Source organism: Microbacterium sp. NPDC078814 (assembly GCF_040702645.1).
Taxonomy (GTDB): domain Bacteria; phylum Actinomycetota; class Actinomycetes; order Actinomycetales; family Microbacteriaceae; genus Microbacterium.
On sequence record NZ_JBFBLT010000002.1, the window covers coordinates 348638 to 360857 of the forward strand.

Consider the following 12220-nt stretch of genomic DNA (forward strand, 5'->3'; position numbering starts at 1 on the left):
TGAGGGCGTACGGGAGCCTGTGTCAGACTGGCTCGGATGTCCTTCATGCTACCGTCCGCGCCGCCGGGCGCCCGGAGCGTCGTCGGGGTGGCGGACGACCTGTGCGCCGCTCTCCGCGGCGAATCCGCCACGCTGCCGCGCGTCGATTCGGCCGTGCTCGTGGTGATCGACGGCCTCGGGGCGATCAGCCTCCGCGGGCACGCCGGTCACGCCCGCTCGCTCACCGCGACGATGACGAAGAAGGACGTCGCGCAGACGGTCTTCCCGACGACGACGGCGGCCGCCCTCACGAGTCTCACCACCGGGGTCTGGCCGGGGGAGCACGGTCTCGTCGGCTATCGCGTCCGAGACCCGGAGCGGGATGTCCTCGTGAATCAGCTCAGCGGGTGGGAGACGGACGGTCTGGACCCGCTCACCTGGCAGGCCGCCCCCACGGTGTTCGAGCGCATGGCGGCGACGGGCCGGCCGGTCTTCGCCGTGGGGCTGGCGGCGTACGCGCACAGCGGCTTCACACGTGCGACCCTCCGCGGCGCGACATTCGTCGCCGCGGCGACGCCGGAGGAACGGGTCGAGGCCTCCTACGCCCTGGCCGCGGAGAATCCGGGCTCCCTCGTCTACTGCTACCTGCCCGAGGTCGACAAGGCGGGGCACAAGCACGGGGTGGACTCCGCGGAATGGGTCACCGCGCTGGAGCGGATCGACGGCGCGCTCTCGGTCCGCGTCCCGCCGCGCGTGGGCGTGGTGGTGACCTCGGATCACGGCATGGTCGACGTACCGTCCCATCGGCAGGTCGTGCTCGAGGAGGAGCATCTCGTCGGCATCCGGCACGTCGGGGGCGAGCCCCGCATGCTGCACCTGTACCGGGAGCCGGACTCCGACACCGCGGTGCTGGCTACGCGTCTGCGCCGCGATCTGGAGGGGGTGGCCGAGGTCGCCACCCGGGAGGAGGCGCTGCGGGCCGGTCTCTTCGGCCCCGTCGTCAGCGACGACGCCCGGTCCCGGATCGGTGACGTGCTGATCGCCGCCACGGGTGTGCGCGCTCTCTACGACGGCACGGCCGAGGACCAGCGCAACCGCGGCATGATCGGGCAGCACGGCGCACTCACCCCGGAGGAGACCAGGGTGCCGTTCCTGCGGCTCGGCGCCTTCGCCTCCTGACGCGAGCGACCGCGGTCATTCGTCGGTGCGTGCTCCGAAGACGATCTCGTCCCACGACGGCATGGCGTTGCGGCGCCGCCGACGGCCGCCGCTGTCGCCGGCGTCGTTCGAGGACGGCTGACGAGGCGTGGGTTCCGGGGCCGCGGGCTCGTCGTCCGGCTCCTCCAATGCGGCGAAGAGGGCGATCGGATCGGTGTCGTCCTGAACGTCCTCGATCTCGTGCTCGATCGGCGCCGCCTCGCGCTGGCCGCGGCGACGGCGCAGGGCCTCGAGGAGATCGGCGGTCTCGGGGCTCGTCGAGGCGGCGTCGGGGGCGCGGTTGATCGCGGCGTCCTCGACCGCCGGCGCCGAGCGCTCGGGCTGCGCCGGCTCCTCTGCCTCGGCCGCGGGAGCCGGGACGAGGCGCGGTCCGAAGGCGCCGGAGTCGAAGCGGCTGTCGTCCTTGTAGGGCGAGGCGGCGCGGTCGGCCTCCACAGCTCGCAGTCGCGGGATCAGGCCCTCCGGCAGGGACCCCTGTCGCGAGAGCTGCGTGGCGTCGGCGTTCAGCGGCGAGAGGGCGCTCCGCCGAGGGTCGAAGCTCCAGCGCGCGTCGTGCTCGACGTCGTTGGCGGAGAACTCCAGCTTGATGATCCAGCCGGACTCCTCCTTCCAGCTCGCCCAGCGCTCGGACGACGCGCCCACCTCGGCCAGCTTGGCGCGCACCGCGGCGCCGAACGTCGGCTGCGCGTCGGGCTCGACCTCGCTGCCGATGAGGACGGGGACGGCGAGCGCCTGCCCGATGATGTGCTCCCGCTCGGCGAGGACGGGACCCTCGAAGCGTGCGACGTCGTCGACGCTGATCCCGAGGAGCTCCGCGACCTCTGCGGCGGTGAGACCGGCGCGGATCTGGGCCTGGATGTCCCGCGGACTCGCGGCGAGCTTCTGCGCCGCCGGCTCGGCCTGGCGGGTCGCGCGGCGGATCTCCCGCTGCAGCACGGCGTCGATGGGCAGCGCAAACCGCTCGCCCGCCTCGGTCGCGAGGACGAGCACTCCTGCTTCTGTGCCGACGATGGTGACGTTTTCCATGCGAATGCCCCTCTGATGGGTGTGGGTTCATGGTGTCATGGGAGACGCGTCGGGAGAGGGAATACGGCGGGCGTGCCGTGAGTTTGCCCTGTCGCATGGGAGGGCATTTGCGAAACGCCCGCCGGTCATGCAAACTATGGCCGCCGATTACCCGACGGCGCACCCGCCCACTCGCACCATGAAAGTGGAGATTCACCGCATGGCAACCGATTACGACGCTCCCCGAAAGAGTGAAGACGACTCCGAGTCGATCGAAGCCCTCAAGGAGCGTGTGCCGGACAAGCTGTCCGGCACGACCGGAGACGAGGACTCCGACAACCCGTCGAACTTCGATCTCCCGGGCGCGGACCTCTCCGATCTCGAGCTGGATGTCGTCGTGCTGCCCGCGCAGCAGGACGAGTTCACCTGCATGAGCTGCTTCCTCGTGAAGCACCGCTCGCAGCTCGACCACGAGGGACCCGATGGCCCCATCTGCAAGGAGTGCGCTGCCTGAGCAGCCCTCTGCGCGACGCCTCACGCGCCCCCGACCATCCGGTCAGGGGCGCGCTGTCGTTTCTCCGGGGGCGGTCAGCCCCGCGCCGCGCGGATGGCCGCGGCGAGCCGATCGGGCGTCCTGGTCGAGATCGTCCACGCGATGACGGGGTCTGCCTCGTCGATGTTCGGCACCACGACGACACCGTCGATGCCGCCGCGGATGAGGTGCCACCCGCGAGCCGGGAGCTCCGGTCCTCGTGCGGCCCGTGCCTCGTCGCCGGTCAGCGCCACCGGCTCGCCGAGGTGGCGCACGTCGATGTGGGCGGGTCCGGCGCGGAGCACGCCGTCCTGCACCGAGACGACCGGAGCCAGGGCGATGGCCGCCACCACGAGCAGCGCGGACACCGCTCCGCCGAGCAGCAGCGCGAAGGTCGAGCCGACCGGCACGAAGATCAGGGACACCATCGGTCCCGCCAGGGCGATCGTGACCAGCAGCCACAGGCTGGGGGCCAGGCGTTCGTGGTAGCGGGGACGTGCGTCCGTTGCGGGGTTCTGCATTAGCCTCATGGGGTGACCGATTCCGTTGATGTCCCCATTATCGCCGCAGCGGTCCCCGGCTATGCGCATCCGGGTGACGCCGGAGCCGATCTCGTCGCCGCCGAGGCCGTGCGGCTGGAGCCGGGGGAGCGCGCTCTCGTCCCCACGGGCGTGCGCATCGCGCTGCCGGACGGCTATGCGGCCTTCGTGGTGCCCCGCAGCGGTCTCGCGGCGAAGCACGGCATCTCGATCGTGAACTCTCCCGGCACCGTCGACGCCGGCTACCGGGGCGAGATCAAGGTCAGTCTGATCAACACGGACATCCACAGCGCGTACGATGTCGCCGTCGGCGATCGCATCGCACAGCTCATCGTGATGCCCGTCGCCCGTGCCCGGTTCCTCCCGGTCGACGAGCTGCCGGACAGCGTTCGCGGCGCCGGCGGATTCGGCTCGACCGGCTACCAGGCACAGACCCCCGAGAACGAAGCAGGACAGGCGAAATGACCGACAGCAACGAGACTCCTTCCAAGTCGGCGCCGGAGAACCGCGCCACCGAGGGCCCGTTCGACGACTCCGAGGCGAACCCCGTCCGCCCGTACATCGACCTCGGCGGGATCAAGATTCTGCCGCGCGAGGGGCTGAACCTGCGGCTCGAGGTGGAGGAGCAGAGCAAGCGCATCGTGGCGGTCGGGCTCGACTACGCCGAGTCGTCGCTCCAGGTGCAGCCGTTCGCGGCTCCGCGCAGCGGCGGTCTGTGGGACGAGACGCGCGTCCAGCTGCGCGACCAGGTCAAGGCGCAGGGCGGTCGCGTCGAGGAGCGGGAGGGGCCGCTCGGCAAGGAGCTGCTCGCGGAGGTGCCCGCGACCGCCAGTGAAGGCTCCGGCCTGCGCCTCGCGCGCTTCATCGGCATCGACGGGCCCCGCTGGTTCCTGCGTGGTGTGATCGGCGGCGCGGCGGCGTCCGACCCGGAGGCGGCGGCGAAGGTCGAGGACCTATTCCGCTCGATCGTCGTCGTCCGCGGGGGAGCGCCCATGCCGCCGCGCGACCTCATCCCGCTGAAGATGCCGGCGACGCCGGGCTCCGCGTGACCACGCCGGACGCCGAGGAGCCGCGCACGCAGAGCGCGTCGGAGATCCTCGGAGCAGCACTCGGCGGCGCCGCGCGCAAGGCCGGGCTCGACCCGTCCGAGAGCGCGAGCACGCACAAGGTCGTCTGGTCCGCCATGGGCGGCTGGCGCGGGATCCTCGAGTCGGTGCTCCCGAGCCTCGCGTTCGTGATCCTGTTCACCCTTCGGCCTGAGCCCCTGCTGCTGCCCCTCGGAGTGTCCGTCGGTCTGGCCGCCGTGTTCACCGTCATCCGGCTGGTGCAGAAGTCTCCGCCGTCGGCCGCCCTCGGCGGACTGATCGCGGCCGTGGCCGCCGCCGGTCTGGCCCTGTGGACGGGCCGCGGCGAGGACAACTTCGTCCCCGGCCTCATCACGAACGCGGTCTACGGGTCGGCGATCCTCGTCTCGGCGCTCATCGGCTGGTCCGTCATCGGTCTCGCGGTCGGCTTCCTCATGGGGGAGGGAACCGCCTGGCGTGCGGACCGTCGCAAGCGGCGGGCCTTCTTCTGGTTGGGCATCGCCTGGGCCGCGCTGTTCTTCGCCCGACTGATCGTGCAGTTCCCGCTGTACCTGGCCGGCGACGTCACCGCTCTCGGAACCCTCAAGCTCGTGATGGGACTGCCGTTGTTCGCGCCCCTGATCGCGGTGACCTGGCTGGTGGTCCGTGCGCTCTATCCCCGCGCGTCGTCGCACGACGACCCCGCGGCGGCGTGATAGATTTATCTCGACATCAAGATAAATCACGGGCTTTCGCCGGTGACCAGCGCGGAGCAGACTGGTTAGGTCCCCCTTGCTAGCCGCGCGGCCGCACCGGCGAGCAAGATGGAGGCGCCTGTCGCTCCCATCCGAATAGAAGGAGACGGATTCGTGTCCACGGTGAACAGCTTCGGTGCCAAGAGCACCCTGACGGTCGGCAGCACCGACTACGAGATCTTCCGCATCGACACGGTGCCCGGTTTCGACAAGCTCCCCTTCAGCCTCAAGGTCCTCCTGGAGAACCTGCTTCGCACCGAGGACGGCGCGAACGTCACGAAGGCGCAGATCGAGGCGCTCGGGTCGTGGGACGCCAACGCGGAGCCCAACACGGAGATCCAGTTCACGCCGGCGCGCGTGGTCATGCAGGACTTCACCGGCGTGCCCTGCATCGTCGACCTCGCCACGATGCGTGAGGCCGTCACGGCGCTCGGCGGCGACCCGAACAAGATCAACCCGCTCTCGCCGGCCGAGATGGTCATCGACCACTCCGTCATCGCCGACCTCTTCGGCACCGAGAACGCCCTCGAGCGCAACGTCGAGATCGAGTACGAGCGCAACGGCGAGCGGTACCAGTTCCTCCGCTGGGGCCAGACCGCGTTCCAGGACTTCAAGGTCGTTCCCCCCGGCACCGGCATCGTCCACCAGGTGAACATCGAGCACCTGGCGAAGGTCATCTACGACCGCACCAACGGCGGCGTCCTCCAGGCCTACCCCGACACCTGTGTCGGCACCGACTCGCACACCACGATGGTCAACGGACTGGGCGTGCTCGGCTGGGGCGTCGGCGGCATCGAGGCCGAGGCCGCGATGCTCGGCCAGCCCGTGTCGATGCTCATCCCGCGCGTCGTCGGCTTCAAGCTCTCGGGTGAGATCCCCGCCGGCGTGACCGCGACCGACGTGGTGCTGACCATCACCGACATGCTGCGCAAGCACGGCGTCGTCGGCAAGTTCGTCGAGTTCTACGGCGAGGGCGTCGCCTCGGTGCCGCTGGCCAACCGCGCGACGATCGGCAACATGTCGCCCGAGTTCGGCTCGACCGCCGCGATCTTCCCGATCGACGACGTCACCCTCGACTACCTGCGCCTCACCGGCCGCAGCGAGGAGGCCGTCGCGCTCGTCGAGGCCTACGCCAAGGAGCAGAAGCTCTGGCACGACGCCTCCCACGAGCCGGTCTTCAGCGAGTACATGGAGCTCGACCTCGGCACGGTCGTCCCGTCCATCGCCGGCCCGAAGCGCCCGCAGGACCGCATCCTCCTCTCCGAGGCGAAGACGCAGTTCGAGCAGGACATCCTGAACTACGCCACGGCGTCGACCAGCGACGACATCGTCGACCTCGAGTCCAAGCACTCCTTCCCGGCGTCCGACCCCGGTCAGGTCCCCGGCGAGGAGGAGCCGACCACGCGTCCCGTGCACATCAGCAGCGGCGCGCCGGCGAACGTGTCGAATCCGGTCCCGGTCACGACTCCCGAGGGCGAGAAGTACATCCTCGACAACGGCGCCGTCACCCTGGCGGCCATCACGTCGTGCACCAACACGTCCAACCCGTCGGTGATGATCGCCGCCGGCCTCCTCGCCCGCAAGGCGCGGGAGAAGGGCCTCAAGCAGAAGCCGTGGGTGAAGACCACGCTCGGCCCCGGCTCGAAGGTCGTCACCGACTACTACGAGAAGTCGGGTCTGGACAAGGACCTCGAGGGCCTCGGCTTCTACACGGTCGGCTACGGCTGCACCATCTGCATCGGAAACTCCGGGCCGCTCATCGAAGAGGTCTCCGAGGCGATCAACTCGCACGACCTCGCGGTCACGGCCGTCCTCTCGGGCAACCGCAACTTCGAGGGCCGCATCAGCCCGGACGTGAAGATGAACTACCTGGCCAGCCCGCCGCTGGTCATCGCGTACGCCCTCGCCGGCTCGATGCATTTCGACTTCGAGACCGACGCGCTCGGCAAGGACGCGGACGGCAACGACGTGTTCCTCAAGGACATCTGGCCCTCGCCGGACGAGGTCCAGGAGATCGTCGACTCGTCGATCTCGCGCGACCAGTTCATCAAGCAGTACGCCACCGTGTTCGACGGTGACGAGCGCTGGCGCAACCTGCCGACGCCGGACGACGACACGTTCCAGTGGGACGAGAACTCGACGTACGTGCGCAAGGCCCCGTACTTCGACGGCATGACGATGGAGCTCACCCCGGTGAAGGACATCGAAGGTGCGCGCGTCATGGCGACGCTCGGCGACTCGGTCACCACCGACCACATCTCGCCGGCCGGCAACATCAAGCCGGGTACCCCCGCGGCCCAGTACCTCACGGAGCACGGCGTCGACCGCAAGGACTTCAACTCCTTCGGCTCGCGCCGCGGCAACCACGAGGTCATGATCCGCGGTACCTTCGCGAACATCCGCCTGAAGAACCTCATGGTCTCGGCCGTGAACGACGGACAGGTCGTCGAGGGTGGCTACACCCGCGACTTCACGCAGCCGGGCGGCCCGCAGTCGTACATCTACGACGCGTGCATGAACTACGCCGAGCAGGGCACCCCGCTCGTCGTCTTCGGCGGCAAGGAGTACGGCTCCGGCTCGTCCCGCGACTGGGCGGCCAAGGGCACGAGCCTCCTGGGCGTCAAGGCCGTGATCACGGAGAGCTTCGAGCGCATCCACCGCTCCAACCTCATCGGCATGGGCGTCGTCCCGCTGCAGTTCCCCGCCGGCGAGAGCTGGGAGTCGCTGGGTCTCGACGGCACCGAGATCGTCTCGATCACGGGACTCGAGGAGCTCAACAACGGCGTCACCCCGAAGACGGTCAAGGTCACCGCCACCCCGAGCGAGCACTCGCCCGAGGGCAAGCAGACCGTCGAGTTCGACGCGGTCGTCCGCATCGACACCCCCGGTGAGGCGGACTACTACCGCAACGGCGGCATCCTGCAGTACGTGCTGCGCTCGCTCGTCTGAGCCGCGACGACGAAGGGGCTCGTGTCCACGGACACGGGCCCCTTCGGCGTGTCAAGGGTCTCCCGCCCTCGGGGGATTCCCGGCTCCGAGCGGTAGGATCGGGAAGACGTCCGCACCCGTTCGGACGCTCTGCCGAGGCCTGTGAGGAGGCGCAGATGCCCATTCTTCCGAGCATCTCTGGACCGCGCGATCTTGATCGGCTCTCGCCGGAGCAACTGGAAGAACTCGCTGCGGAGATCCGGGCTTTCCTCGTCGAGAACGTCTCGCAGACGGGTGGGCACCTCGGTCCCAACCTCGGTGTCGTGGAGCTCACGATCGCCCTGCACCGTGTGTTCTCCTCGCCGGACGACCCCTTCATCTTCGACACCGGCCACCAGTCCTATGTCCACAAGATACTCACCGGCCGCCAGGACTTCTCGAAGCTGCGCGTCCGGGAGGGGCTCGCGGGCTACCCGCAGCGTGCGGAGAGCCCGCACGACGTCGTCGAGTCCTCTCACGCCTCCAGCTCGCTGAGCTGGGCCGACGGCGTATCCCGAGCACTCACCGCGACCGGCCGCGCGGACCGACACGTCGTCGCGGTCGTCGGCGACGGCGCGCTGACCGGAGGCATGACGTGGGAGGCGCTGAACAACATCTCCGACGACAACGACCGCAACCTCGTGATCGTCGTCAACGACAACGGCCGCTCCTACGCGCCGACCATCGGCGGCATGTCCCGCTTCCTGAACCGGGTCCGCACTGCGGCGGCGTACAAGGACCTCCACCACAAGTCCGATCGCCTCTTCCGCGCGTTCGGGCCGGTGGGTCGAGCGGTGTTCCGCGGAGTGCGCGGCGGCACCCACGGATTCCTCTCGCGGTTCACCAACAACGAGGCCCTGTACTCCAACCTCGACATCAAGTACCTCGGTCCCGTCGACGGCCACGATCTTCCGGCGCTGCTGGAGACCCTGGAGCTGGCGAAGTCCTACGGCGCACCCGTCATCGTGCACGCGATCACCGAGAAGGGCCGCGGGTATCAGCCGGCCCGCGACGATGAGGCCGACCAGTTCCACGCGGTCGGCAAGATCGACCCGACGACGGGGGAGACGCTGTCCTCGGGCGGCCGCGGGTGGACCGACGTCTTCTCCGACGCCCTCGTGAAGGTCGGGGAACGCCGCTCGGACGTGATCGCCATCACCGCGGCGATGCTCCGGCCCACCGGCCTCGCCCCCTTCGCGGAGCGCTTCCCCGACCGTGTCTACGACGTCGGCATCGCCGAGCAGCACGCGGTGGCCTCGGCCGCCGGACTCGCGTACGGCGGCCTGCACCCGGTCGTCGCCGTGTACGCCACGTTCATGGGACGGGCGTTCGACCAGGTGCTCATGGACGTCGCGCTGCACCGCGCGGGCGTGACCTTCGTGCTCGATCGGGCCGGCGTCACGGGTCCCGACGGCCCGAGTCACCACGGCATGTGGGATCTGGCCATGCTGCAGATCGTCCCGCACATCCGCATCGCGGCGCCCCGTGACGGTGCGCGTCTGACCGAGGCGCTGGACGAAGCGGTCGCCGTCGAGGACGCTCCGACCGTCATCCGCTTCCCGAAGGGCGATGTCTCGGCCGATCTGCCGGCGCTCGAGCGCCTCTCGGACGGCGTGGACGTGCTGGCGCGCGGCGAGGGCGAAGACGTCCTCATCGTCGCCATCGGCCCGTTCGCCGCGCTGGCCGTCGACGTGGCCGACCGGCTGCGCGCCCAGGGCATCGGCGCCACCGTGATCGACCCGCGATGGGCCATCCCGGTGCAGCCCTCGGTGGTCGAGCTGGCGGCGCGGCATCGCCTGGTGATCACGCTCGAGGACGGCATCCGCGTGGGTGGCATCGGCACCCGCGTGCGGCAGGTGCTCCGCGAGGCGGGGATCGACACGGCGGTGGACGAGCTGGGCCTTCCCGACGAGTTCATCGATCACGCGTCGCGCGATCAGATCCTCGCCGACGCCGGTCTCACCGCCTCGAAGATCGCCCAGGACGTCGTGGCGCAGGTGCTGGGCACCCGCATCCCGAAGGCCCGCCACGCCGGTGAGACCGGCGCGATCGAGCTCCCGCTCCACGAGCGTCACTGACGGAGGATCCCCCGGCGTCCGCTGCCCGTCAGGGCAGGTCGGCGAGTGTCTCGGCGACGATCCGCTCCACCGCCGGAAGGGCTCGGACGCGGTCGTCGGAGACGAGCCCGATCCGCGTGCGGCGGTCGAGCACATCGGCTGCGGTCATCGCGCCCTGCGAACGCACAGCGTGCTCGACGGCGGCGCGGGAGAGGGCGCCGCCCTCGACGACATCGCCCGGTGCGGGATCGTCGATCAGGCGCAGGGTCGCGGTGCCACTGGGGCCGGCGCGGAGGCCGTACTGCCGCACCGCCAGGTCCACGGCGTCCTCGGCCATCCGCCGGTAGGTCGTCAGCTTGCCGCCGAGCACGGAGATCACCCCCGACGCGGAGGCGCGCACGAGATGCCGACGGGAGACGTCTGCGGTCTCGGCCGCTCCGGTGTCGACGAGCGGGCGGAGGCCGGCGAAGGCTCCGCAGACGCGGTCCCGCGCCACCGGCACCGCGAGCAGGCGGTTCAGTGTCTCCAGGAGGAAGCCGATCTCGGCCTCGGTGGGCTCGGCGACGGAGGGGATGGGACCCGGCGCGTCGACATCGGTGAGACCGACGAGGACACGCCCGCCGCGCTGTGGCAGGGCGAACACGTAGCGGCTGACAGAACCTTCCAGCGGGATGGTCAGCGCCGCGGCCGGATCGCCGAGATCCGCGGCGTCCAGGACGATGTGGGTGCCGCGGCTCGGGCGCAGGGTGAGGCCGTCGTCGAGGGTCGCCGCCCACACCCCGGTGGCGTTGATGACCGTCCGCGCCCGGATATCGATGCGTTCCCCGGTGAGCGTGTCCGTCGCTGCAGCGCCGTCCGCGTGCAGCCGCTCGGCGCGGACCCTGGTGAGGATCCGCGCGCCGAGACCGGCCGCCGTACGCGCGACCGCGACGACGAGGGCGGCGTCATCGGACAGCTGGCCGTCGTACGTGACCATGCCGCCGCGCAGTCCGCGGGGGTTCAGGGCGGGGAACAGGCGCAGCGCCCTCGCGGCCCCGACGGGGTGCGGCCCGGGGAGGGTCTTCGCGCTCGTGCGCGCCTGCAGCCGGAGGAGGTCGCCCATCGCCATCCCCGCCGCCCCGGCCCCCCGCTGGCGGCCGCTGACACCGGGGGCGAACGGGAGCAGCTGTCCGAGCGGACGGATGAGGTGGGGCGCGATCACCGACATCAGGAGATGCCGCTCCCGCGCACTCTCGCGCGCCGTCGCCACGTCGCCCGTCGCGAGGTACCGCAGGCCGCCGTGGACGAGCTTCGAGCTGAACCGGCTCGTCCCGAAGGCGAGGTCCTCCGCCTCGATGAGGGTCACCCGGAGACCGCGCGACGCGGCGTCCAGGGCCACGCCTGTCCCGGTGATCCCGCCGCCGACCACGAGGACGTCGCAGGTGCCGTCTGCCGCCGCGGCGAGATCGCTTCGGCGGCGGGCCGCGTGGAGGGCAGTCGGGGCGGGGGTCATGGCCGGAGGTGGCCGTCCAGCGCGGCGCGGAGCTCGCGTTCCCACGCCTTCTCGTCGATGAGGTCGGCCACCGTGCCGTGCGACAGCACGGCGGACTGGGCGATCAGGAGCAGCATGACGGCGATCTCGCCGGGGTCACCCGCGCGAACCGAGCCCTGGGCCTGCGCCGCCGCGATCGCGTCGGCGAGCCACTGGAGGATGAGTCGCTGGCTGGACCCCACCCGGTGCAGGGTGTAGCGCGTGAACGCCTCGGGTTCCTCGTCGAGGAGGTGGCCGTACACGGGGTCGGCCCGGAACAGGGAGGTGAACCGCAGCACGTCCGCGACGAGCGCGTCCCGGGAGCCGGTCGTCGCGGGGAACCGGCTGAGGAGGTCGGCGACCCGCCGGAGGAGCGCGGATCGGACGACGTCGTCGGCATCCCGCCACGTCCGGTAGATGGTGGGCCGGCTGAGACCGGAACGACGCGCGAGGGCGGCGATCGTCACCCCGTGGACGCCGGCGCGGACGAGCAGCTCGTCGGCGGCGTCGAGCACCCGGCGTTGCGTGGCGTCCCAGGTCGGCGCGAGGATCTCCGAGCGCACGGCGAGCGGTTGACGTTCTTCCATGATGTGT

Annotated in this window: 11 protein-coding genes; 7 read left to right on the forward strand and 4 right to left on the reverse strand. The window is 70.7% G+C overall.

The features are described 5' to 3' along the window. Positions 1 to 36: 36 nt before the first annotated feature. Positions 37 to 1158, forward strand: a complete 1122-nt coding sequence (locus AB0300_RS04935) for a nucleotide pyrophosphatase/phosphodiesterase family protein (RefSeq protein WP_338566145.1) — start codon at positions 37 to 39, stop codon at positions 1156 to 1158. A 15-nt stretch (positions 1159 to 1173) separates the two neighbouring features. Here the strand turns inward: AB0300_RS04935 and sepH are convergent, their stop codons facing one another. Next, entirely contained in the window at positions 1174 to 2223 is a 1050-nt protein-coding gene (gene sepH / locus AB0300_RS04940) for a septation protein SepH (protein ID WP_249521841.1), read from the reverse strand. 199 nt (positions 2224 to 2422) lie between these two features. Here sepH and AB0300_RS04945 point away from each other — a divergent pair, with 199 nt between their 5' ends. Next, complete coding sequence (locus tag AB0300_RS04945; protein ID WP_025103572.1) at positions 2423 to 2716, forward strand: DUF4193 domain-containing protein; 294 nt, start codon at positions 2423 to 2425, stop codon at positions 2714 to 2716. A 74-nt stretch (positions 2717 to 2790) separates the two neighbouring features. Here AB0300_RS04945 and AB0300_RS04950 read toward each other — a convergent pair whose 3' ends face one another. Next, positions 2791 to 3255: a DUF3093 domain-containing protein gene (locus AB0300_RS04950; protein WP_025103571.1), complete on the reverse strand. Its 465-nt coding sequence runs from the start codon at positions 3253 to 3255 to the stop codon at positions 2791 to 2793. Between the two features lie 12 nt (positions 3256 to 3267). On the opposite strand from AB0300_RS04950, the gene dut reads away from it, so the two are divergent. The 5 genes from dut (at position 3268) to dxs (ending at position 10137) form a co-directional block, all read left to right on the forward strand. Further along, on the forward strand, positions 3268 to 3738 hold the full coding sequence (gene dut, locus AB0300_RS04955; protein WP_126893121.1) for a dUTP diphosphatase: 471 nt from the start codon (positions 3268 to 3270) through the stop codon (positions 3736 to 3738). Next, positions 3735 to 4322, forward strand: coding sequence for a DUF3710 domain-containing protein (locus tag AB0300_RS04960; RefSeq protein ID WP_025103569.1), 588 nt, complete (start codon positions 3735 to 3737; stop codon positions 4320 to 4322). Before dut ends, AB0300_RS04960 begins: the two co-directional genes overlap by 4 nt. Next, on the forward strand, positions 4319 to 5053 hold the full coding sequence (locus AB0300_RS04965; protein ID WP_366215568.1) for a DUF3159 domain-containing protein: 735 nt from the start codon (positions 4319 to 4321) through the stop codon (positions 5051 to 5053). The genes AB0300_RS04960 and AB0300_RS04965 overlap by 4 nt, the downstream gene beginning before the upstream one ends. Positions 5054 to 5161: 108 nt before the next feature. Then, positions 5162 to 8041: an aconitate hydratase gene (locus AB0300_RS04970; RefSeq protein WP_197426452.1), complete on the forward strand. Its 2880-nt coding sequence runs from the start codon at positions 5162 to 5164 to the stop codon at positions 8039 to 8041. A 155-nt stretch (positions 8042 to 8196) separates the two neighbouring features. After that, positions 8197 to 10137, forward strand: a complete 1941-nt coding sequence (gene dxs, locus AB0300_RS04975) for a 1-deoxy-D-xylulose-5-phosphate synthase (RefSeq protein ID WP_366215569.1) — start codon at positions 8197 to 8199, stop codon at positions 10135 to 10137. Positions 10138 to 10165: 28 nt separating this feature from the next. On the opposite strand, the gene AB0300_RS04980 is transcribed toward dxs, so the two are convergent. Then, positions 10166 to 11608, reverse strand: coding sequence for a glycerol-3-phosphate dehydrogenase/oxidase (locus tag AB0300_RS04980; RefSeq protein ID WP_366215570.1), 1443 nt, complete (start codon positions 11606 to 11608; stop codon positions 10166 to 10168). After that, positions 11605 to 12213 (reverse strand): TetR/AcrR family transcriptional regulator, encoded by a 609-nt coding sequence (locus tag AB0300_RS04985; RefSeq protein ID WP_025103564.1) that lies wholly within the window; start codon positions 12211 to 12213, stop codon positions 11605 to 11607. Before AB0300_RS04985 ends, AB0300_RS04980 begins: the two co-directional genes overlap by 4 nt. Positions 12214 to 12220: the final 7 nt, after the last annotated feature.

What these genes read in the sequence shown, in the direction of transcription:
- AB0300_RS04935 (WP_338566145.1), top strand. Translation starts at nt 37, where the DNA reads ATGTCCTTCATGCTACCGTCCGCGCCGCCGGGCGCCCGGAGCGTCGTC.
- sepH (WP_249521841.1), bottom strand. Translation starts at nt 2,223, where the DNA reads ATGGAAAACGTCACCATCGTCGGCACAGAAGCAGGAGTGCTCGTCCTC.
- AB0300_RS04945 (WP_025103572.1), top strand. Translation starts at nt 2,423, where the DNA reads ATGGCAACCGATTACGACGCTCCCCGAAAGAGTGAAGACGACTCCGAG.
- AB0300_RS04950 (WP_025103571.1), bottom strand. Translation starts at nt 3,255, where the DNA reads ATGCAGAACCCCGCAACGGACGCACGTCCCCGCTACCACGAACGCCTG.
- AB0300_RS04960 (WP_025103569.1), top strand. Translation starts at nt 3,735, where the DNA reads ATGACCGACAGCAACGAGACTCCTTCCAAGTCGGCGCCGGAGAACCGC.
- AB0300_RS04970 (WP_197426452.1), top strand. Translation starts at nt 5,162, where the DNA reads ATGGAGGCGCCTGTCGCTCCCATCCGAATAGAAGGAGACGGATTCGTG.
- dxs (WP_366215569.1), top strand. Translation starts at nt 8,197, where the DNA reads ATGCCCATTCTTCCGAGCATCTCTGGACCGCGCGATCTTGATCGGCTC.
- AB0300_RS04980 (WP_366215570.1), bottom strand. Translation starts at nt 11,608, where the DNA reads ATGACCCCCGCCCCGACTGCCCTCCACGCGGCCCGCCGCCGAAGCGAT.
- AB0300_RS04985 (WP_025103564.1), bottom strand. Translation starts at nt 12,213, where the DNA reads ATGGAAGAACGTCAACCGCTCGCCGTGCGCTCGGAGATCCTCGCGCCG.